General features: G+C 39.3%; 18 protein-coding genes. 6 read left to right on the top strand and 12 right to left on the bottom strand.

The features are described from left to right. The first annotated feature begins 248 nt into the window (after positions 1–248). Positions 249–1394, top strand: a complete 1146-nt coding sequence (locus FCN25_RS00140; RefSeq protein ID WP_137220853.1) for an FIST signal transduction protein — start codon at positions 249–251, stop codon at positions 1392–1394. A gap of 1 nt (position 1395) precedes the next feature. After that, entirely contained in the window at positions 1396–3246 is a 1851-nt protein-coding gene (locus FCN25_RS00135) for a bifunctional diguanylate cyclase/phosphodiesterase (RefSeq protein ID WP_137220851.1), read from the top strand. Between the two features lie 19 nt (positions 3247–3265). Here FCN25_RS00135 and FCN25_RS00130 read toward each other — a convergent pair whose 3' ends face one another. From FCN25_RS00130 to FCN25_RS00120, 3 genes are read right to left on the bottom strand one after another with little or no spacing between them, the layout of a single operon-like run. After that, positions 3266–4471, bottom strand: a complete 1206-nt coding sequence (locus FCN25_RS00130; RefSeq protein WP_137220849.1) for an ABC transporter permease — start codon at positions 4469–4471, stop codon at positions 3266–3268. Continuing rightward, the gene (locus FCN25_RS00125; RefSeq protein WP_254693698.1) at positions 4471–5187 is read right to left on the bottom strand and encodes an ABC transporter ATP-binding protein; all 717 of its coding nucleotides are present in this window, start codon (positions 5185–5187) and stop codon (positions 4471–4473) included. Before FCN25_RS00125 ends, FCN25_RS00130 begins: the two co-directional genes overlap by 1 nt. Next, positions 5180–6481 (bottom strand): efflux RND transporter periplasmic adaptor subunit, encoded by a 1302-nt coding sequence (locus FCN25_RS00120; RefSeq protein ID WP_137220847.1) that lies wholly within the window; start codon positions 6479–6481, stop codon positions 5180–5182. The genes FCN25_RS00125 and FCN25_RS00120 overlap by 8 nt, the downstream gene beginning before the upstream one ends. Before the next feature lie 643 nt (positions 6482–7124). Between FCN25_RS00120 and FCN25_RS00115 the strand changes: the two genes are divergently transcribed. Next, positions 7125–8072: a DnaJ C-terminal domain-containing protein gene (locus tag FCN25_RS00115; RefSeq protein ID WP_137220845.1), complete on the top strand. Its 948-nt coding sequence runs from the start codon at positions 7125–7127 to the stop codon at positions 8070–8072. Further along, positions 8072–8392 carry a chaperone modulator CbpM gene (locus FCN25_RS00110; protein WP_254693697.1) on the top strand — a complete coding sequence of 107 codons (321 nt, stop codon included), beginning with the start codon at positions 8072–8074 and terminating at the stop codon, positions 8390–8392. The genes FCN25_RS00115 and FCN25_RS00110 overlap by 1 nt, the downstream gene beginning before the upstream one ends. Positions 8393–8839: 447 nt before the next feature. On the opposite strand, the gene FCN25_RS00105 is transcribed toward FCN25_RS00110, so the two are convergent. Genes FCN25_RS00105 through FCN25_RS00090 form a run of 4 tightly spaced genes read right to left on the bottom strand, consistent with a single transcriptional unit; the run spans position 8840 to position 12465 of the window. Then, positions 8840–9967 carry an ABC transporter permease gene (locus FCN25_RS00105; protein ID WP_137220843.1) on the bottom strand — a complete coding sequence of 376 codons (1128 nt, stop codon included), beginning with the start codon at positions 9965–9967 and terminating at the stop codon, positions 8840–8842. After that, a complete protein-coding gene (locus FCN25_RS00100; RefSeq protein ID WP_137220841.1) occupies positions 9957–10874 on the bottom strand; it encodes an ABC transporter ATP-binding protein in 918 nt (305 codons plus the stop codon). Before FCN25_RS00100 ends, FCN25_RS00105 begins: the two co-directional genes overlap by 11 nt. Next, entirely contained in the window at positions 10871–11815 is a 945-nt protein-coding gene (locus FCN25_RS00095) for an HlyD family secretion protein (protein ID WP_137220839.1), read from the bottom strand. Before FCN25_RS00095 ends, FCN25_RS00100 begins: the two co-directional genes overlap by 4 nt. Beyond that, positions 11812–12465: a TetR/AcrR family transcriptional regulator gene (locus tag FCN25_RS00090; protein ID WP_175405807.1), complete on the bottom strand. Its 654-nt coding sequence runs from the start codon at positions 12463–12465 to the stop codon at positions 11812–11814. Before FCN25_RS00090 ends, FCN25_RS00095 begins: the two co-directional genes overlap by 4 nt. A 471-nt stretch (positions 12466–12936) precedes the next feature. Here FCN25_RS00090 and FCN25_RS00085 point away from each other — a divergent pair, with 471 nt between their 5' ends. Beyond that, positions 12937–14517 (top strand): BCCT family transporter, encoded by a 1581-nt coding sequence (locus FCN25_RS00085; protein WP_137220835.1) that lies wholly within the window; start codon positions 12937–12939, stop codon positions 14515–14517. Between the two features lie 75 nt (positions 14518–14592). Here FCN25_RS00085 and FCN25_RS00080 read toward each other — a convergent pair whose 3' ends face one another. The 3 genes from FCN25_RS00080 to FCN25_RS00070 all read right to left on the bottom strand — a co-directional run bounded on the left by FCN25_RS00080 (position 14593) and on the right by FCN25_RS00070 (position 17867). Then, complete coding sequence (locus FCN25_RS00080; RefSeq protein ID WP_137220833.1) at positions 14593–15309, bottom strand: 3'-5' exonuclease; 717 nt, start codon at positions 15307–15309, stop codon at positions 14593–14595. 3 nt (positions 15310–15312) lie between these two features. Beyond that, the gene (locus tag FCN25_RS00075; protein WP_137220831.1) at positions 15313–17196 is read right to left on the bottom strand and encodes a DUF294 nucleotidyltransferase-like domain-containing protein; all 1884 of its coding nucleotides are present in this window, start codon (positions 17194–17196) and stop codon (positions 15313–15315) included. A gap of 491 nt (positions 17197–17687) precedes the next feature. Then, positions 17688–17867 (bottom strand): hypothetical protein, encoded by a 180-nt coding sequence (locus FCN25_RS00070; protein ID WP_137220829.1) that lies wholly within the window; start codon positions 17865–17867, stop codon positions 17688–17690. 167 nt (positions 17868–18034) lie between these two features. Between FCN25_RS00070 and FCN25_RS00065 the strand changes: the two genes are divergently transcribed. Continuing rightward, positions 18035–18460, top strand: coding sequence for an Hsp20/alpha crystallin family protein (locus tag FCN25_RS00065; protein WP_137220827.1), 426 nt, complete (start codon positions 18035–18037; stop codon positions 18458–18460). Between the two features lie 233 nt (positions 18461–18693). Here the strand turns inward: FCN25_RS00065 and FCN25_RS00060 are convergent, their stop codons facing one another. Both FCN25_RS00060 and asnS read right to left on the bottom strand, forming a co-directional pair. Continuing rightward, positions 18694–20310: a methyl-accepting chemotaxis protein gene (locus tag FCN25_RS00060; RefSeq protein WP_137220825.1), complete on the bottom strand. Its 1617-nt coding sequence runs from the start codon at positions 20308–20310 to the stop codon at positions 18694–18696. Between the two features lie 460 nt (positions 20311–20770). Further along, on the bottom strand, positions 20771–22171 hold the full coding sequence (gene asnS, locus FCN25_RS00055) for an asparagine--tRNA ligase (RefSeq protein WP_137220823.1): 1401 nt from the start codon (positions 22169–22171) through the stop codon (positions 20771–20773). Positions 22172–22206: the final 35 nt, after the last annotated feature.

Raw genomic sequence — 22206 nt, 5'->3', positions numbered from 1 at the left:
TGTAATGACGATACCTAAATGGATGTCATACTAGGTAGTGTAAACATGATTAACAAAGACACTGAGTGGTTAAATTAGTTTGGGCGTTGGAATAATTCAACCATATGAGATAACAGTCTTTATTGCTTTGCAGAATCGATAACAGTTTAATGTGATGTATCCCTCAATAAGTAATTTTAATTAGTAAATTTACTTTGTTATCGACTATGATTAGTTGTGTATTTGATGATAGGGATCTCAGATAAATAATGACAATGATGTTTACCAACATAGAGTTTTGTGACGATGCGACAGAAGAAAATGTCGTGGAACTCATAGAGCGTTCAATAAGTGCTGATGCAAAGTATATCGTCGTTATAATTGCCAGCCAGTCAACAGTGCGAATCGAATCGATACCTAACCTTGCTGCAGTAACATCTGTGCCCTTGAATGCCTGTATCATTCCAGGGGTAGTATACGGAAACCATTATAGCTATCGGGGAGTACTCGTCATTGGTTTCAAAGACCCTATAACAAGTTTAATTATTCCTAATATTGCAGCTAGTCATGATGTGTTATGTCATCAACTGCAGCAGTTTGTGGCCGATAACGGCAGTTTCGGTTCTGCTTTCATATTTGTTGATGGGTTAAGCCATGCTGTTGAACCATTCATTGCTACCGTTTATGAAAAACTGGGGAGTGACAGAACCTTAATTGGTGCCGGTGTTGGCGATATTGATAACCGTTTTAATATGAGCATTGCCGATGAGCAGGGGTGTTTCAGAAATGCCGCTATTATATTTTGTTTATCGAACTCCTACAAAATTCAAGTAGTCGGTAAGCATGATTTACCAAAGATTGCAGGTCCCTACCTTGTTACTGAAGCTTATGAAAATGTTATCCATAGTTTGAATTATCAACCTGCTGTTGAGATATTTAGTGAAGCGATATCTTTACTTAGCGGTATCGATATTACCAAAGAAAATATAAATAAATATCTTCACTGTTATCCTTTTGGATTGAAGCAATTAGACGAAGAATATTTAGTCAGGGACATTATTTCAGTTAATGAAAATAGCCTAGTTTGTGTTGGTAATGTCGCTGAAAATAGTTTGGTTTATATACTCCATGCTACGAAAGAGGTATTAATTTCTGCTGCCAGTGATGCTGGTGCCCAATTCGCTGCTAAATTATCTCCGAATAAAACCGATAAAATACGCCATGTATTTTTAATTGACTGTATTTCTCGAGCATTTCACTTACAAAGTGATTACCAGTTGGAACTTGACGCGATTAATAACCAATTTGCTGGTGGAAATATTATTGTTGGCGTGCTGTCGATTGGGGAAATAAAAAATTCTAACCAGGGTGCAATTCAATTCTTGAATAAGACGATTGTGCTTGGAGGGATGTAACATGATCGATTCTACATCCAATCTAGCGACATTAGAACTTGTTTCAATCCAGTATGAAATTACCCGCAGTCTTAATGCTAATACTGATTTAAGGTCATTGTGCCGAACGTATATGGAAACTTGTATTCGTCGTTTGTCGGTCAAGGCGGCCTATTTATACATTCCAAGGAAATTAGCCGGCGATTTGTTTACCATTGAGGAAGTTGTTTGCAACGATTGGGGCAGGATAAGTATGCCAAGTATTACGGCATGTAATCCCGAACAAGTTTCAGCCATCAATTTGTTTTTTAAGCAAATATTTCGTACACAGCCTACAGATTATGTTGTTAGTAAGCAGATAATACATCAGAATACTTTTTATCATATTTTTGCCTTCTCCAATCAAGCCATTTTTGTACTTGAGCGCACTGATAAATCATTGCCTCCTCAAGTCATCAATGCTATTACCCCAGCGGTAAAGGATTTGTTTTACACATGTCGGTCTTCTTTACAGCACACACAGATGGTAAATGAAGTTGAGCGCCGAAAACAAGCAGAGCATCAACTAACCTATATTGCATTTCATGATGAGTTAACTGGTTTACCTAATCGAACCCGTTTAATTAATGAGCTTAATCAACAGATAGAACAATGTAGTAGCAGTGCATTTTCTGGAGCCTTAATTTATATCGATTTAGATGGCTTTAGGGATATTAATGATGCGCTTGGGCACCATGTTGGTGATGATTTGCTTTGCCAAGTGGCTCAACGATTACAACTTATTTGTAAACAGCATGAAATTTTAGGACGTTTTTCCGGTGATGAATTTGTTATTTTGTGCCCTAGTCAGTTAAATCTTGAAATATATATTGGTGAGTTTCTCAGGCAAATAAATCAATGTTTTACCACAAACTATCTTATTGATAAGCGCTGTCTTGACGTGAATGCTAGCATTGGTGTTACCTATTTTTCTGCAAACAGCAGTGATGCCTATACTGTGTTTATGCAGGGTGACTTAGCCATGTCAAAAGCCAAAGCTTCGACGGGGACTTGTACTGTCTTTTATCAGCAAGATATGGAAAAACAAACTCGGCGTCGATATTTACTCGATACCGATATGCGTAAGGCGTTAACTCAAAATGACTTCTTTATGGTGGCTCAACCTCAAGTCGACGATAATGGTCACATTATTGGGGCCGAATTATTAATTCGATGGCATCATTTTGAGCTTGGCAATATTGCTCCGACGGAATTTATTGGTATTGCAGAAAAGACGGGTTTCATTATTCCACTTGGGGAATGGATATTTGAACAGGCTTGCTTATGTATAAAATCTCTTCAGGCACTTTCATTGACAAAACCAATAACGTTGGCAATAAACTTAAGTGCAAAACAATTTTATCAAGTTGATTTGATTGAACGTATCACTGCCATTATTAATAAACATCAAATTGTCGTCAGTAATATAGAGTTGGAATTAACAGAAAGTGCCATGTTAGAAGATGTCGACTTGGCTGTCGCTAAAATAACGGCGTTAAAAAAGATAGGCTTTGAAGTATCCATTGATGATTTTGGAACAGGATATTCCTCGTTAAGTTATCTTAAACACTTACCCGTGGATAAAATTAAAATTGATAGAAGTTTTGTTACCCTTATCGATAAACGCGATGATAGCCGTGCCATTGTTGAAGCCACCATGTTAATTGCGCGAACGTTTAATTTAGACCTTATTGCTGAGGGAGTAGAAACAGAAGCCGAAGTGAATACTCTCAAAGCCATGAGATGTAAGGCTTTTCAGGGATATTTCTACTATAAACCAATATCAATAAATGACTTCTTTTTGTTAGTCACAGAGCAGTACACGTTAAAATAAAAATTTAGTCTCTACATCTTTACTCATGGCGCAAGGCTTCTATAGGATCCAATTGTGCGGCTTTACGGGCAGGGAAATATCCAAAAATAACACCTACAGCCGCTGAGAATAGGAAAGACACCACCACAATACTTAGATTGAAGACAAAGGGAATATGCATTAAGTTCGCCAGCGCAACAGATCCAATTAACGCCAGTATTATGCCAATAATTCCACCCAATGAAGACAACATTACTGCTTCTACTAAAAACTGTAATAGCACTTCTCGCTCCATAGCACCAATGGCAAGACGAATACCTATTTCCCGTGTGCGTTCGGTGACCGATACCAGCATGATATTCATAATACCAATACCACCAACAAGTAAACTCACTGCCGCAACAGCACCGAGTAAAGTGGTTAATACTTTTGTGATACCACTTAGCATATTGGATATTTCTTTCATGTCCATAACGGTAAAGTCGTCTTCTTCGTTACTCGCTATATGGCGGCGTTCACGCAATAATTCACCAATGGCCTGTTTTACTTTTTGGGTCGATTCGCCATCGTTAACCGAAATTTGAATAAGTTTAATATCTTGGTTACCGGCTAAACGGCGCTGAAAAGTGCGTAGGGGGATCACCACTAAGTCGTCTTGATCTGAACCCATGGTTGACTGTCCTTTGGCATCCAATAACCCTATGATTTCACATGAGAATTTTTCTAATCGTATTTTTTGGCCTAATGGATTTTGTTCACCAAACAGTTGTTTACGAACGCTTTCTCCGATAACGCATATGGCTTTACCTGCACGTAATTCACTTTGGGTAAATGCTCGTCCTGACTCGAAAACCCAGTTACCAGCAACGAAAAATTGATTGGTGGAGCCCATAATGCTGGTACTCCAGTTTTCATTACCGTAAACCACAGTTGCACCCTGAGATGACGAAGGGGCGACGGCACTGATATTGCTGATATCTCGAGCAATTGCTTCAGCGTCTGCTAAGTGAAATGCTGATGCCGATGAGCGTTGGCCCATGCCCATTCTCTGACCTGGTGAGACCAATAACAAATTACTGCCAAGGCTGGCGACTTGTTCTGTTACCTGTAAAGTGGCGCCGCCGCCAATGGTAACCATAATGATTACCGCAGCAACACCTATCACAATACCTAATACAGTGAGGAATGAGCGCATAAGGTTACGGCGTATTTCTCTCATTGCCAGTAACACAGCATTCCATAACATTAGTGTGCCCCTCTGCTATCATCTTTGACAACGTGGCCATCGATAAAATGGATCTGACGTTTGGCAAATGCCGCCATGTCTGGCTCATGAGTTACCATAACAATGGTAATACCTTGTTCGAGATTAAACCTACTAAGTAGCTCCATAATTTCTCGGCTACGTGAAGAGTCTAGATTGCCGGTGGGTTCGTCGGCTAATAATACTGATGGTTGAGTGACTATAGCTCTAGCGATGGCAACCCGTTGCTGTTGGCCACCTGATAATTCACCTGGTGTATGATGTTCCCAACCACTCAACCCCACTATATTTAGTGCGTTTAACGCACGCTCACGACGTTCGCCGGCTGGCAAACCGCGATAAATTAACGGTAATTCGACATTTTCTAATGCAGAGGTTCTGTTGAGTAAGTTGAATCCCTGAAAGATAAATCCAAGGTAATTACGCCTTAGAAGCGCCAATTGATCGCGGCTTAGTGAACCGACATCTATACCATCAAACAGATATTGGCCTGCCGTGGGGGTATCTAGGCAGCCCAATACATTCATACAGGTTGATTTTCCTGAACCACTGGGTCCCATCACTGCAACAAAATCACCACGCTCAATGGTTAAATTCACCCCAGCCAAAGCCTGCATCTCGGCTTGGCCAGTGCCATAAATCTTACTTACCCCCCTGAGTTCAATAAGGGGATGTTGACTAGCGATTGAATTATTCACTTTGATTACTGACAGTATCGATGATCAATGGCATCTCGTTGATAATATCGCCACTGGTGATTTCGGTATTGATTCCATTGGTTGACCCCGTTGAAACATTAATCGCTACCGGTTGGTTATCTCGCAGTGTCCACACTTGCTGCTGATCTTTTTCAATGTCATTGGTATCAACTTGAGTCTTGGAAATACTCGGAGGTCGAGGCATTATATTTTTCATAAAGCCTCCTTGGTTAGTGGTATTGGTATCCTCTTTAGATGGTTTAAAACGTAGTGCAGCATTAGGTACCAATAAAGTATTTTGAATTTTTTTAACCAGTATATCTGCCGTTGCCGTCATTCCTGGGCGCAGTAATAATGCTGAATTGTCAACACTGAGAACCGTTTCATAAGTCACTACTCCGTCAATAGTTTGCGAAGCAAAATGGATATCAGTGATTGTGGCAGGGAAATTTTTATCGGCATAAGCATCAACGGTAAACGATGCTTCTTGGCCAACCATAATTTGGCCTACGTCAGCTTCATCTACGTCGACATGTAATTCCATTTGAGCGAGGTTTTCGGCCAATGTAAACATGACTGGTGTTTGAAAAGAAGCGGCCATTGTTTGGCCAGGCTCAACATCACGAATTAATACAATGCCATCAATGGGTGAGTGTATGGTGGCTTTCGCCAGAGTTGTTAATTCTGCATCTAAAGCTGCTTGAGATTGAGCTACTAATGCTTTAGCACTGGTAAGGTTCGCGATCGCTCGATCATACGACGCTTGTGATATGTCCAACTCTTGTATTGAATACAAACCTTTATTTACCAGTTCTCGGTAACGAATTAGGGCTTTGTGAGTTTCTAAAATAGTTGCTTCTACTTGTTTAACCTGTGCTTTAGCCGAATCAAGATATGCTTTTGCTTGATTAACTTTGGTCTGCAACTGGTCTGTGTTCATGTTGGCAAGTATTTGGCCTTTTTTAACGTAATCGTTAAAATCCACCAATACAGTTTTAATCGTACCAGAAATTTCTGAGCCAACTTCAACTTGATTGACAGGTTGTAGTGTACCTGTAGCCGTAACAGTAATACTTAAAGATCCACGGCTGACATTGGCTGTTTTATATTGCAGCGTTTGTGACTGACTACTACTCCACATTTGCCATACTAGAATAGCGATAACAACAATGACCCCAGTGCCCCAAAACCATTTTTTAACGGATTTTTTCTTTCCATTAGATTGATCAAGTCCCAGAGTTTGACGAATATCATTACCCTGTGTAGTTATCGGCTTTTGCCTCTCTGGTGCCATGTCATGCACCTTTTATTATTAGAATATATATCAAGGCAGGGGTCCTTTACGTTAGACAATTGTCCTCGACATACTCGAGGACTGCTATTTAAATAGTGTAATGGTTAGCTGGACAAGCAATGTGATCTCAGTCAATTTAATGAGATATATCACGGCAAATTAGTCATGATTAATAAACATGACGAGTATTCGCTCATTTTCAAAGCATATGCTAGCTAGAGTGATGTTGTTAACAGTATTTTTAAATGCATTTTATATCGCGAGATAGGATACAAAGGGACTTATCGTGTCAAATAAGCATCAAATAATAAATCGATAGTCCTATGGCAGACTTTAATGAGCAAGCGTAATATTAAAGCCGAAACCGTAGACATATACGTAGACATATAAATGTGTTGAAAGTATTTTTTATCTTTTTAATCAACAAAATATTTTTGCTCTTGTGGCATTTTATAGTAAGAATATATCGTTTTTTGGTTTACATAATGCTTATTTACTAAACTTAATATAATGTAGTAGATTTGATCAAGATCAAGCGTATTATTTATCTCAAGGACTAAACTTATTTATGTTGGTTAGATAATGTTGATTAGTCCTAGACAGTCTGATTACCCATTACAAACTTGTTTCTTTAGGAGACAAAATGAATTTTAAAGACTATTACACTATATTAGGTGTTGAACCTGATGCTGATGATAAAACGATAAAAAAAGCCTATAAAAAACTCGCTGTTAAGTATCATCCAGATGTAAGTAAACATCCTGAAGCAGAAGAAAAATTTAAAGAAATTGGTGAAGCCTATGAGGTTTTGCACAATAGTGAAGAGCGTGCACAATATGACGAATTGCGTCATCATCACCTAAATAGAAGCCAAAGCAGGGGCAGTGCTGGTCAAGGTTGGGGTCAACAAAACGATCCACAAACGGATCAAGAGTTTTCTGACTTTTTTAATTCAATTTTCGGTGGACGACACACAGGTTTTGAGCAAGGTGGCCAGCAACGTAGTAGCCAAACTAGACGTGCAAAAGGTCAAGATGTGGAAATGGAATTCCCGATGTTTCTAGAAGAAACCTTAGTAGACACACTCAAACCCGTGTCGTTTACTTTGCAACAGCGTGATGCCCGAGGTCATATTGTTGAACAACCTAAATCCTTAAAAGTTAAAATTCCTGCTGGTGTTGCTAATGGTGAACGTATTCGCCTTAAAGGGCAGGGTGGAGCCGGACAAACTAAAGCTGATAATGGCGATCTGTATTTACAAATTCGCTATGCGCCGCATCCTTTATTTGATGTTGATGGTAAAGATTTGAGTATTGTTGTGCCCATTGCACCATGGGAAGCGGTGCTGGGTACTAAACTAAAAATTCCGACTTTAACGGGTAATATTCAAGTTAGTATTCCGGTAAATAGTCAATCAGGACAACGCTTGCGCATAAAAGGTAAAGGGTTACTGAGCAAAAAAGCGCATGGTGATTTATATGCGGTACTCAAGATTGTTGTTCCTAAATCAACAGATGATACAAGCAAAAAATTGTGGACTGAATTAGCCGAAAAAACAACATTCGACCCACGTGACAGTTGGAGTAAATAATGATGCTGCAAATTAATATAAGCGAACAAGACCGTTGGTTAAGTAGCGATGAACTGTGTGAGTGCAGTGATATTAGTTCTGCATTGCTGCTTGAACTTGTAGAGCACTGTATCGCGATTCCATTTGAGGGCGTTGAATTAGCACAATGGCAATTTAGTGTGGAAAATTTGCTTGTAGTACAAAAAGCGACCCGAATTCAGCGTGATCTTGCGCTCGATTGGGGAGATACCGCGTTAATTCTACAATTACTCGATGAAAGAGAACAATTAGAACGACAAGTATTAATGCTAAAACAGCAACTAAAACGATTTAAAGCATAGCGACATATTGTTTAGAATTAAGCATCTAATAAATCTAGGTGTTTGAGCGATGATTGTCCGGTTTGCAAGTGTGCTCTCAATATTGAATAGCGTGTTCATTTGTTCATTTGTTCATTTGTTCATTATTATCGCCCGTTTATCTTTCAAGATGAATTTGTAGCTGTTTTTTTTGGTATTAAATAAAAACCATAATGAAGCAAAAATCAGTCATCGGTAACGTGATAGACATAAGTCAGAATTGTTGTTCTACTATTTTGGTTAAATGGATGTTTTTCGTTAAATAATCATTCTATTTCAAAGTGTTAGGCTAAACCTTTAGGGTTGAATCTTACTCCGTAATTTCTTACTCCCGCAGGTTTACTTGAATCAAACTCAATATTGAAAACCAAATCAACATTGAGCCTGACTCGCCATTATTTAGCTAACCGCTACAATTGTGTATGACGTTTACAAATGTTTATTAAAACGTTTAGCCGCTAACAACACGCCAACACAGGTAAAGCCGAGTAACCACAATGCATCCTTGCCTAATGATGTCACTTCTGCTTCTCGAAGTACTATTCCTCTAACCATACGAATGAAATGAGTTGCAGGTAACATTTCTGCGGCCCATTGGGCTCCAATGGGCATCGCTTCATAAGGAAACATAAAGCCAGATAACAAAATGGAAGGCATCAATACGAAAATAGTCAATTGCATCGCTTGAAGCTGTGTATTAACGATGGTGCTAATGACCAAGCCTAATGCCAAACTGGCACAAATGAACAAAAATGAAGCGAGTAATAAAGAATCTAGGCCACCCCGGACAGGAACTGAAAATATCCAGTGTCCAGCACTGAGAATAATCGCAACTTGGATTAGTCCGACTAAAATGTATGGGATTATTTTACCCAACATCAGCTCCAGAGGGTGAACCGGAGTGACAATTAAAAATTCCATGTTACCCAACTCCCGCTCTCGAACAATGGCAGCGGAGGTAAACATAATCATGGTCATCGTTAAGATAATAGCCAGTAACCCTGGGACAATATTGACTGCTGAACGTTGCTCTGGGTTAAAATATTCGACTACTTCAAATGTCGGTACGCTCATTACGGTTGCACGGTTAGCCACTTCGTTCAGTGGTAAGGTTCTCAGCGCTCTGATCGTTGAGGCTACCATAGTATCCGAGCCGTCTAATAACCATTGTCCCACCGGACGAGTTATTTGTGATGATTCCCGTTTTGAATCATAGGAGGGATGAATCAACAGTCGTTGAGGCAAATCAACGGGTAAATAGAGTACTGCTTTGACTTCTCCGTTGGTAATGGCTTTCTCGGCTTCCTTTATAGAGTAGTATTGATGTACGAAATCAACTGCTTGTGTAGCTACCACTGTTTGTGTAATGGCTCGGCTATAGGTAGTTTGACTCATGTCGATAATACCTGCAGGCACATGGCGAACATCGGTATTGATGGCATAACCAAATAATACTAATTGCAGCAAAGGGATCATGACTATCATGCCAAAAGTCATTCGGTCTCTTGACAGTTGTTTCAATTCTTTGACGACAATGGCAATTAACCTACCCCACATGTCGACCTCCAGTACTGGTGACAAACACATCTTCAAGACTCGGCCTAACTATTTCAAGCTTATATTGCTGACAAACAGGGCTAAGCAATTTAATGGGTTCTGCTATGGAGTCATCTATTAGCACTCTTAACCGAGTGCCAGATTGAGATGCGGAAATAACCGCTTTTATGTCAGTTAGTTTCTGTTTTAGCGCCCTTAAATCATTGCCAGTCACTTCAATAACCGTGGCACCCATGGATTGCATTAACTCACGCGGTGTACCGTCGGCTCGTTTGATACCATTTTCCAAAATGGCTAATTGATGGCAGCGTTCTGCTTCATCCATATAGTGGGTTGAAACCAAAATTGTGGTGCCATTTTCACTGAGGTCAAACAGGTGTTCCCAAAAGTCACGACGGTTTTGTGGGTCTACGGCTGAAGTGGGTTCATCAAGAAAGAGTAATTCAGGACAATGCATAATGGCACATGCAAGAGCCAAGCGTTGTTTTTGCCCGCCGCTCATGGTTCCAGCTAACTGTTTTTGTTGTTGTTCTAGATCATATTGTGCCAGTAATGTTGATATTCGCGATTTATCTTTCACCCCATAAATAGCCGCAACAAAGCGCATATTTTCTAATACTGTCAAATTGTCATACAAGGAAAATTTCTGAGTCATATAACCAATTCTGCTTTTGAGTAACTCTTCATTCCCTTGTAGCGTTAATCCTAAAACAGTGGCTTCGCCAGAACTGGGTCTCAATAAGCCAGTTAACATCCTAATTAATGTTGACTTACCACAGCCATTTGGGCCGAGAAAACCATAAATACACCCTTTTGGTACCAGTAAATTCAGATCATCTACTGCCACTAAATCACCAAAACGACGGGTGAGTCCTTGAGTTTCGATTACATAAGAGGATTCATTCATGGTAAACGAACCTCTACGCCAATCCCTGTTGCTAAGTTTTCATCAGCAGGTAAGTCTATCTCTGTTAAATACATTAACCGGGCACGATCTCGTTCATTAAGTGCAAAGTAAGGTGTAAAGGCAGGGGTACTTCTGATGTTATGTACCGTTCCTGTAACAGGTTGTTTATGACCATCAATCCATACTTGTACTGAGTCACCTTGGTTTATTTTACCTAGCGCCGTTGCTGGTAAATATACTCGGGCATAAAGACGATCGCTGGCCAAAAGCGTTATTAGTTGAACATTAGCAGCAACGCGATCGCCAAGCTTCCAAGGTAAAACATCTACAACACCTGACTTTGGAGCGAGTATGCTTAAATCGGCTAGTGATTGCCGTGCATCGGCCAATGATGCTTGCGCAGCGTTTGTTTGCGCTTGTGCTTGAGCAATCTCTTCGCTGCGAGTACCATTTTTAAGTTCTAACCATTGTTGTTTTGCTTGGCTTAATTGGGCAGTTGTTTGATCTTTTAGTGCTTTAGCTGAATCATATTCAGATTTTGCCACCAATTTTTTTAACCAAAGGTCCTTCATTCGGACATAGCTTCTTTCTGCATCTTGGGCTTGAGCCTGTACAGCAAGCATTGCTGCGTTGGCTGCGGCAAGTTGTTCTAAACGAGCCCCAGTTTGCAGTTGATTTAGTTTTGCTTGTGCTTGAACAAGTAAGGCTTGTCGTTGATCAATTAGCAATTGCGCGTGCCGGGGATCAAGTTGAATTAATAAATCACCTGACTTTACCGTCTGTCCTTCTTCAACAGCAATAGTGCGAATTTGCTCTGAAACAGGTGTTGAAAGTATTATTCGATCTCGTTCAATCAGCCCCATTGCAATTTCACCTTCTTCACCAGAACAACCAGCGAATAGAAAAATTATCGACAACCATAATAGATGACGTTTCATCATTGAGCTCCTGACTCTGAAGATTGTTGAGATGGGTCTTGGAATAGCCCTTGATTCATTACATTTATATTATGTTTAAGCAGATTATCGAGCATTGATTGGCTAAGTGGTAAATTTAACTCGTCGAGTATCACTTTAGGCGCAATTAATGGGAACACCATTAAACTGATAAAACTTAACCGGACCCATTGTGGATCCAGTTGTGGATTGAGTCTTTGTTGATGGGATAAGTCCTGAATCCAGTCACCTGCAAACCCAAGCATTTCTTGAATAACATGCGATACAATGCTGAAAGCTTCATCACTGGTCTGTTGATTCAATACTTGAAATATTAACCGCGGCAGAGCAGGGGTTTTTTCCATCATTTGATAATAGGCACTCATTAATGCCCCTGGAGAATTGTTTTGTTTTTTCAAATCTTGTTTAAAGATACTTGCTACGGGAGCAACTGTTTCTCGAACCATGGTTTCAAACAAACCCGCTTTGGAGTCAAAGTAATAACGGATCATAGCGGCATCGACATCAGCTCGTCGTGCTAATTCTCGGATTGAGACTCGATCATAGCTGTTGTGAAGGAAACAACCTTGTGCCGCTTCAATGAGTGCTGCACGGGTTTGTGTTTCACCTTTGGGTCTTCCAGGTTTATCAGCCATTTCGAACTCCATTTATTCATCAGTTGATGAATAATAACAAATACTGGCAAAGAGAATAGGACATTAATTCCACAATTTAATATCCGGTGAGGAATTACATTAATAAAAGCACTTATTAATATGGATAAGAACTATCGTTTTGCTACATACTTAGGCTAAATATTAAACAGGTTTATTGACTAGGGGAATAAACTCCAAATCATTAATGAAGTAAAACTTATCTTGTGCATTGAATATTATTCTTGTTATTTAAAGGTAAATATAAAGCGTTGACAGATTTTTATAGGGTTCAGTTGGCTCTCTTAGTACTATATGGCATATAAATGTCTGTTTATTATTTATTTTTGTTATTTTTAAATAAGTCTAATTTTTAAAAAACACTGAAATATTTAGCTTATTTTGCTAAAATGCGTTATTGAAATTTAAACGACTGTCAGATTAAAAGGGCAAGGTCGCTCTAACCAAGGTGATATGAATATGAATAAGGACAAATACAGTATAGATAATACCGATTATACTGTTGGACAAGATAACATCCAAAAATGGGGCTTTGATATACATAACGCCGTTTTTGGGATTAGTGCAGGTTTAATCGCTGCTTTTTTAATTGCATTATTAATTATCGATCCGGCAACATCGAAAGCATTTTTAGATGGTTTAAAATGGCAGATTATAGGAACATTTGACAGCCTATTTATGTGGTCAGCCAATATTTTTGTGGTGTTTTGTTTGGCATTAATTGTGTCACCTTTCGGTAAAATTCGCTTAGGTGGTGATGACGCAAAAGCCGATTATTCAAGACTTTCTTGGATAGCAATGCTTTTTGCTGCAGGTATGGGAATTGGCTTGATGTTTTGGGGCGTTGCTGAGCCCTTAGCGTATTACACTGGATGGTATGAAACACCATTAAATGTTGTTGCTAATACACCTGAGGCTGCGGAGCTTGCGCTTGGTGCAACCATGTTCCACTGGGGATTACACCCTTGGTCAATTTATGGCGTGGTAGCGCTGTCTATGGCTTTCTTTGCTTATAACAAAGGCTTACCTCTTTCTATTCGTTCTGCTTTTTATCCAATATTGGGTGACCGCACCTGGGGTTGGCCTGGACATCTCATTGATATTTTGGCCGTATTAGCCACATTATTTGGTTTGGCCACTTCATTGGGTTTAGGTGCCCAACAAGCAGCAGCAGGAATCCATCATGTGTTTGGCATTGAAGCCGACCTAACCTTACAAATCACTATTATTGTAGTAGTGACGATGTTAGCTGTTATCTCGGTAGTACGAGGCCTTGAAGGTGGTGTTAAAGTCATAAGTAATATCAACATGTTACTTGCTGTTGCTTTACTCATTTTTGTTGCACTGGTTACTTTCGCTGTTTCTATGGGGACAATACCTACAACGGTAATGGGTTATATTAAGAATATTATTCCATTGAGTAATCCAATAGGCCGTGAAGACGAAGCTTGGATGCACGGCTGGACTGTGTTTTATTGGGCGTGGTGGATTTCATGGTCACCATTTGTGGGTATGTTTATTGCTCGCATCTCACGCGGTCGTACAGTACGTGAATTTCTTGCCACTGTATTGATAGTGCCAACCGTAGTTACTATTTTATGGATGTCTGTATTTGGCGGTATCGCCATTGATCAAGTTGTCAATAATGTAGGTACATTGGGCAGTAAGGGGTTAACTGAAGTTCCGCTAGCCATGTTCCAAATGTTTGATTCGTTGCCTTTAGGCAATCTGTTATCAATGTTAGCTGTGCTACTGGTATTGGTTTTCTTTATAACCTCTTCAGATTCTGGTTCGCTAGTTATCGACAGTATTACTGCTGGTGGCAAAATTGATGCTCCGATCCCTCAACGTATTTTTTGGGCCGTAATAGAAGGTGCAATTGCAGCTGTTTTATTATGGGTTGGTGGCACTCAAGCGATTGAGGCACTGCAAGCAGGTGCCATTTCGACTGGATTACCGTTTACCATTGTTCTATTGGTTATGTGTGTCAGTTTGTTGATGGGTATGCGCACCGAAAAACATAATAAAAGATAGATTTATACTTGTATTAAAAAGCCGATGATTTATTCATCGGCTTTTTTTTAAGAATTAATCTTATGGAGGTAGTATTTATAGCCACAATTTTCTAATCGCAGTATCTGGACTGAAATGATACTTAATTTGTGCTTGAAACAATTCTGCGGTAGCAATTGCATCGGTTAAGGCATCATGTGATGAGTAAGCGGGTAAGTTGTAACGTTCACGACTATTAGCAAGACGGATCGACGCAGGGCGCCTTCTTTTAAAGAAGTTAAACAGTCCCTTTGATTTCTCTCGTTGTACATTAGCCTCTATCTGCATGGTATCAACAACCGGAAAGATAATTCCTTCATCAATCAACAAGCGTAGAGTGTGATCAAGAAAGTCACGTTCTATATGCCGAAAATGCACTACAACGACTTTTCCCGCGAGTTCATCTAACAACTGTTCCAATATCAGCAATAGATTGGGTGCACCTTTTAAATCAGAGTGGGTGATACCGTGGATAATAATCGAGTCTTCTTGTAATTTATCCTGCGGATTGAGATACCATTCTTTTGCTTTACTGCAAAAAATACGCTGTATATTAAAGGGTACTAATCCAATACTAATAATACTGTTTTGTTGTGAATCTAAGCCTGTGGTTTCAAAATCCAATGCCACAAATTCAATATCGCTTAATGGCGTATCATTTTGATAGGTTCCGACATTATAAAAATCACATAAGCGTCGATCTTTACTATTTTTTGCTTGTAATTTTAGAAAGGCTTCCCAGTTTAAAATCTCCTGGTTACTGAAGTTATTCATGAGTTAACCTTTAATGTTGTTGGACGTATACCGATATTTTAAAAAGTTTTGTGCATTGCTTAATACTAAGAAAGCATCTTTAAGATTTCTTCTTTCAAAATTAGACATGCTTTCCGGCTCGATATTATTATCAGGCTCGATTCCAGATTCTATATCAGAGGACTGATGGCGTAACCGCACCAAAGAGATAAGCTCCATCGCATGCTGTAAATCTTCGCCCTTTGATGTGGGCAAAATACCCGCTTCGATGATATCTTCTAAACGTTCAAAGGAGTTTTGTGATAACGAACCAATTGCCAAAGCGTGTACTCGAATAAGATCTGCCAATGGTGCTGTTCCACGGCGTTTTAAATTAATCGAGTTATTATGACGGCCATCTTTTTCCATCACAAAATCTTTAAAAAATCCCAAAGGAGGTTTACGATTAAGGGCATTATGGGCCAGACAGGCTAAAAATCGGTTGTTTTTCTTAGTTTTCTTGCGGATGAATGCATTTAACTGTTTAGCCCATTTTATACGGCCATATACACCCGTTAGATCAAAGAAAATAGAGCAGTTTAATAACGCTTGAGGATTCGGATTGTCTATCCAGTCACCAAAACACGCTTCCCACTCGGAGCGGGTTTTACGGTACTCAGGGTTACTGGCCATAATATCACCGGTGCAGTAACTGTAACCGCAAGCGGCCAAACCATCACAAACAAAATCGGCTAATTTTTCAAAATACTCACCATGCAATGCTACTTGATAACTATTATCTAGAATAATGGCATTGTCTTGATCGGTAACCATGAGCTGTTCATCACGAGCCATCGAACCGAGCGCTAAAAAACAGTAGGGCACAGGTGGCGGGCCGAACTTTTCTTCTGCAAGTTCTAATAAACGCTGCTTAAAGTTACGGCCGATTTCAGACATTGCCCGTCCGACCATATGAGAATTTGCGTCTTCATTTACCATTCGAACAAAACAGTTTTTTAACTGGCTAGAAAGCAGTACTAAATCCTCACTACTTTTTTGCTGGAAAATACTGCTGACAAACAACAGACTATTTTGAGATTCGTAACGAATAATATCAGCAACTTCAATCAGACCAATGGGTTTTTTATTTTTGATAATAGGCAGATGATCAATGTTATGACGTAACATGAGTAACATAGCTTCAAAAATATAAGCGTTATGATCAAGATAGATTAAATTGGTCGACATGACCTGTGAAATAGGACTATCAACATTTATCCCAGCAGCTACGACCTTAGAGCAGAGGTCATGTTCAGTAATAATACCAACAAAACTGTTTTCCATAGGATCATCTATATTGGGATCATTAATTAATACGGCAGAAATGTTCTCTTCAGCCATTGTCTTAGCAACAGCTTGAATAGTGCTACTACAGGGAAGAATAAGTGGTTCTCTGGTCAGTAATGTTTTAACTTTAGAGGTGGTTAGTGCATTGGCATCATCGGTGTTACCTTTTACCGCTTGCTTTAAACGGGTGGTATCTTCCACTTCTACAAAATCAGCGAAATCATCATATTGCTCACATAAATCATTGAATACAGACTCTGGAATACAATAAACAAGCGTATCTTTGACCGCTTTGGCTGGGAAACGCACTTTGTTATTGGTCAACAGGCCCATCTGTCCAAATAACTGACCTTGATCAAGACGATTATACAGTTCACCTTTACGTCGAAATAGCTCTACGACGCCACTGCGGATCATGTACAGTTCTTTAATTTTGTCATTAAAATTAATAATCATACTATCTGTTTGGTAATATGAAATCTCAACGCTTTGAGCCACTTCAAGTATCGCTTTTTCGGGAAGTTGATCAAAAGGGGCATACTGAGCAATAAAACTTTGAATTTCGAGTAATTCGGCTGACATTAATAGGCCTGCTAATGTGTATTGACTGGAGCTTTTGTGTATAGCTATACAGACATTATACGAGTTATAGCTGCAATATGTGCAGCTATAATTACAGGCGAATATTATACCTTTGATTTGGTATTGATTGATTGTGCGATGTTTACAATTAATAATAATAAAAGTCATTGATTATAAATGGCTTTTATTAAGATTGTTAACGGTCCTTTAAAGATTAATTTAGAAAAACAGTCATTTTTAAAAAAAATAATGTGGTTCATATTAAGCTTGAGATAACCCCTCTGCATTGGTTGTTTTTATTGAAAAATGTCTATTAGTTTTTATCCTTATCTTTTTCATTGCCTCACAATTAGAGTTGTCTTTGTCAGCTTCTTCGTTCTCGTTGTCGTCGACAGTATCGCTATTAAAATCAGATAATACCTCGGCCAAATGAGCTCGTGAAACCTGACCTTGTAAATCGCCTTAAAATCCACAACAGGTATAGGGAAATCTCAAGCCATAATCGCTGGAAGGTGGCCTACAAGCAGATCATCTGGTGAAATGGGGGGCAAGTCTTCTAACTTAAAATCTTCCATTGGTTCTTCATTATCGACTTTTACAGGTTCTTCGAGTATTTCTTGGCATATAACGCCCAGAACATCGTCTTCGTTTACATAATAGGCCCTAATCAAAAACGTCTATAAAAGACATATTAAAACAATCAGGATAATTGATCTTGATCAAATGATGCTCGTTATGTGAGCGCTAAAATTGTTGGGTAGGTTGAGATTTTGGTTGTACGTAAAGCCAGAATCAATCAATTTTACTAGCAGATTTAAAGATGTAAGGAGATTTTGTTATGAACTTAATTCCTAAAAATTCACTTTTTGATGTGACAGACTTTTTTGGCAACTTTTATGCTCCCACTGTTGAGGGGGAAAAGGATGTAGATTTTTTTAGTCCTCGGGTAAATATTAATGATAATGAGGATCATTATGATATTACCGCCGACTTACCGGGTGTAGATAAAAAGGATATTCATGTTTCACTTGATGGCGATGTACTAACCATTGAGGCATCGACAGCCGAAGATAATGAAGTAAAAGACCACGGGCAAGTGATCAGAAAAGAACGTCGTACAGGTCAATATGTCCGCCGTTTCACTTTAGATGGCAAACCAAGTGAAGCCGATATAAAAGCCTCATTTAAAAATGGAGTGCTTCAATTGAAAGTGCCTAAACTTGGTGGGAAAAAAGCTGAAACTAAACTAATCCCCATTCAATAACAAAGCCAGTATAAATTGTTGCTATAAAATAAATTAATGAGGTAAAGCTTAGAAATGTATTAACCATCTATATTTAATAAAATGGTTAATAAAACGTTTTATAAAGCAATAACTCAAATAATAGATATATCAACTTTATACATGTAGTGGTCGCATAAATCATTATTGATAGCGATTAAAAAGCCCGCTAATTTAGCGGGCTTTTTGTTAACGTTTAATCATCAAATAGTTTTTTATTGGGTTTTAAATTGGCCTATCTGTGCTTTTAATTGTTGAGATAATTGGTCAACTTGAACACTCGCAGTATGCGACTGTTCGGCATTGGCAACGGTTAAGCGAGTTTCATCACTAATATTAACAATGTTACGATTAATTTCATCACTCACTGCCGTTTGTTCTTCCGCCGCAGTTGCAATTTGAGTCGCCATATTGGCAATAGTAGCAACAGATTGGGTAATTTTAGTCAGTGCTTCACCCGCCTGAGCTGCTTGCTCTGTGCTATTTTTAGCTTGTTGGCTACTTGCTTCCATAACGGTTACAGCGCCTTTTACACCTGTTTGCAATCGACCAATCATTTCTTGAATCTGATTGGTTGAATCTTGAGTGCGCTGAGCTAAGGTGCGAACTTCATCGGCAACAACGGCAAAGCCACGGCCTTGTTCTCCGGCACGTGCGGCTTCAATTGCAGCATTTAACGCCAGTAGATTGGTTTGGTCTGAAATACCACGAATAACGTCCAAAATAGTGCCAATATTATTAGTATCGCTTTCTAATTTATAGAGTGCACTCGCGGCTTGTTCAACCCCTTTTGCTAGATGATCAATTGAATCGATAGTTTGGCGCACAACTTTGTCGCCTTGCAGTGCTTGTGCATCTGAATCATGTGCTGCTTGGGCAGCTAACTCGGCATTGTTTGCAACTTCAATGACGGTTGCTTGCATTTGATTCATTGCAGTGGCGACCTGTTCTGTTTCACTTTGTAGCCGTTGCATACCATTTAAGGTTTCATTACTGGCTGATGCTAACTGAACACTTGTTGTGCCTAATTGTTGTGTGTTGCCATTAAAATCAATGATCAACTCACGAATGTTCGCCACAAACACATTGAAGCTCGATGCCACTTTAGCAATTTCATCATTGCTACTATCGTCCAATCTTGCGGTTAGATCCTTTGCCCCTGATGCCACATTGCGCATTGATTCATCAAGTTGCTTAAGCGGGGTTAAAATACGTTGATAAAGTATTATCATCATGATCACAATAAATAAGCCTAGACCAACGCTTCCCCATAATTGCACCCTTGAAGCTGAATTCGTTGCGAGTAGAGTTTCATTTACCGTTGAAACGAATTGTTCGTCCAATTCTTGTGCCAATAAATCTAAGTTTTCAGCTAATTCGCCTGCGGAATCATCAAAGCCACCGGCGTCTTTCATTAATGAGTTGCCCGCTTCAGTACCTTGGGTTAAGTAGGCATCTGCCATTTTTATGCCTGAATCGTACAATAAATTGACCTGGCGTTTAATGCTTTGTGCCTTCACTGCAAATTCTGGAGCATATTTTATTAACTCATCAATCTGTTCTAGGGCTCCTTTCTTACTTTCAAGTGCTTCAGACTTAGCTTCATCACTTTTGGTTGCCCCCACATCAGTCAAAAATTGTTGTATTTGCACAACATAATAACGAGTATCTTTTAATGCAAATATGGCATGAACTTGTTGTTCTTCAATTTGAACATCGACATTAATACGGTCTTGCTGAATTGTCATTAACCAAGACAATAGGGTGAGTGCTGCTAACGTTAGGGCGATGGTAATTTGGATCATTCTCTTAATTGAGATTTTTATATTCATAAATATACCTTAACGTAAATAGATTGATGGCATGCAATGTAAAGAGAATATCGTGTTATATAATTATTGTCATTTAACAGCGTTGAATTTTTGAACCTATGTCTAATTAATGAGTAGTATTATTTGTTAGGTGGTAGATTGCTGTTCTTTTTACATCCTAAAATGTTGTTGTTTGGATGTTTTTAGATTTGCCTTTGGTTGTTTGTCGGTAGCTTTTATGTTGGTTAATTGTGAATGTTTTTATTAAAAAATCAACTTTTAGTTGTAGTTAGTAAATAAACCAATATTTACATGTTTTAAGGTGGGGCTTAAAAATGAATAAGTTGTATTGAGCTGCGGGTGGGCTTAATGGATGATGAAAAGTGAAAAGTGAAAAGTTATATGTGTCAGTAACCGAAAAAAATTTAAACAAAAAACGCGCCAATTGGCGCGTTTATGATGTTTTCTATCATTTTAATGATTAGAAACTTGCAGAGCGAGGTGCTCGTGGGAATGGGATAACATCACGAATGTTGTTAACGCCAGTCACGTATGACACTAAACGCTCAAAACCTAAACCAAAACCTGAATGAGGTACTGTGCCATAACGACGTAAGTCACGGTACCACCAGTAATCTTCTTGGCTTAAATCCATTTCAGCTAAACGCATATCAAGTACGTCTAAACGCTCTTCACGCTGTGCGCCACCGATAATTTCACCAATACCTGGTGCTAATACGTCCATCGCGGCAACAGTCTTACCATCATCGTTTAAGCGCATATAGAAAGCTTTAATGTCTTTAGGATAGTTTTTAACGACAACAGGCGCTTTAAAATGCTCTTCTGCTAAATAGCGTTCGTGCTCAGATTGTAAATCAATACCCCATTCAACTGCGAATTCAAACTTCTTACCACAGTTTTTAAGGATTTCAACCGCATCAGTGTAATCTACTTGGGCAAAATCACTGCTAACGAATGATTGCAAACGTTCGATAACGGTTTTATCAACACGTTCGTTAAAGAAGCTTAAATCATCCATGCGTTCTTCAAGTACGGCTTTAAAGGCGTACTTGAGCATTTTTTCAGCTAACTCAGCGGCATCATCCAATGTGGCAAATGCCACTTCAGGCTCAACCATCCAGAATTCTGCAAGGTGGCGAGTGGTGTTTGAGTTTTCTGCACGGAATGTTGGCCCAAAGGTATATACTTTAGACAATGCACAAGCATAGGTTTCTGCGTTTAACTGACCCGATACAGTCAAGAATGATTCTTTACCGAAGAAGTCTTTATCGTAATCAACTTTACCATCGGCAGTGCGAGGTAAATTTTCCATGTCTAATGTTGATACGCGGAACATTTCACCTGCACCTTCACAATCAGACGCAGTAATTAATGGGGTTGATACCCAGATAAACCCTTCTTCATGATAGAAGCGGTGAATGGCTTGTGATAAACAGTTACGTACACGGGCAACAGCACCAATAATATTGGTACGAGGACGAAGATGGGCCAGTTCACGTAAATGCTCAATAGAATGACGTTTAGCCGACATTGGGTAAGTATCTGGATCGTCAACAAAACCCGTGACTAGGATTTCGGATACTTGCAATTCAAATGCTTGACCGGCACCAGGAGAGGCAACCACTTCACCCGTCATGACGACAGAGCAGCCTGCAGTCAATTTCAATACATCGTCATTGTAATTGGCTAGGCTATTTGGCACGACACCTTGAATAGGGTCGAAACATGAACCGTCATACACGGCTAAGAAAGAAATACCCGCTTTTGAATCTCGGCGAGTTCTTACCCAGCCACGGACAGTGACTTGCGAACCAACGGCGTGTTCACCTTTAAATACAGAAGCGACAGATGCAATGCTCATTGTTGCTTTATTCTCCAACGTATCGAATATAAATA

It is taken from the genome of Shewanella sp. MEBiC00475 (assembly GCF_005234075.1).
Classification (GTDB): domain Bacteria; phylum Pseudomonadota; class Gammaproteobacteria; order Enterobacterales; family Shewanellaceae; genus Shewanella; species Shewanella polaris.
The sequence above is the reverse complement of the archived record's forward strand: the minus strand, read 5'-3'. Positions and strand labels throughout refer to the sequence as shown.

Coding starts and splice junctions, on each gene's coding strand:
- FCN25_RS00140 (WP_137220853.1), top strand. CDS start 249: ATGACAATGATGTTTACCAACATAGAGTTTTGTGACGATGCGACAGAA.
- FCN25_RS00135 (WP_137220851.1), top strand. CDS start 1,396: ATGATCGATTCTACATCCAATCTAGCGACATTAGAACTTGTTTCAATC.
- FCN25_RS00130 (WP_137220849.1), bottom strand. CDS start 4,471: ATGTTATGGAATGCTGTGTTACTGGCAATGAGAGAAATACGCCGTAAC.
- FCN25_RS00120 (WP_137220847.1), bottom strand. CDS start 6,481: ATGGCACCAGAGAGGCAAAAGCCGATAACTACACAGGGTAATGATATT.
- FCN25_RS00115 (WP_137220845.1), top strand. CDS start 7,125: ATGAATTTTAAAGACTATTACACTATATTAGGTGTTGAACCTGATGCT.
- FCN25_RS00110 (WP_254693697.1), top strand. CDS start 8,072: ATGATGCTGCAAATTAATATAAGCGAACAAGACCGTTGGTTAAGTAGC.
- FCN25_RS00105 (WP_137220843.1), bottom strand. CDS start 9,967: ATGTGGGGTAGGTTAATTGCCATTGTCGTCAAAGAATTGAAACAACTG.
- FCN25_RS00100 (WP_137220841.1), bottom strand. CDS start 10,874: ATGAATGAATCCTCTTATGTAATCGAAACTCAAGGACTCACCCGTCGT.
- FCN25_RS00095 (WP_137220839.1), bottom strand. CDS start 11,815: ATGATGAAACGTCATCTATTATGGTTGTCGATAATTTTTCTATTCGCT.
- FCN25_RS00090 (WP_175405807.1), bottom strand. CDS start 12,465: ATGGCTGATAAACCTGGAAGACCCAAAGGTGAAACACAAACCCGTGCA.
- FCN25_RS00085 (WP_137220835.1), top strand. CDS start 12,937: ATGAATATGAATAAGGACAAATACAGTATAGATAATACCGATTATACT.
- FCN25_RS00080 (WP_137220833.1), bottom strand. CDS start 15,309: ATGAATAACTTCAGTAACCAGGAGATTTTAAACTGGGAAGCCTTTCTA.
- FCN25_RS00075 (WP_137220831.1), bottom strand. CDS start 17,196: ATGTCAGCCGAATTACTCGAAATTCAAAGTTTTATTGCTCAGTATGCC.
- FCN25_RS00065 (WP_137220827.1), top strand. CDS start 18,035: ATGAACTTAATTCCTAAAAATTCACTTTTTGATGTGACAGACTTTTTT.
- FCN25_RS00060 (WP_137220825.1), bottom strand. CDS start 20,310: ATGAATATAAAAATCTCAATTAAGAGAATGATCCAAATTACCATCGCC.
- asnS (WP_137220823.1), bottom strand. CDS start 22,171: ATGAGCATTGCATCTGTCGCTTCTGTATTTAAAGGTGAACACGCCGTT.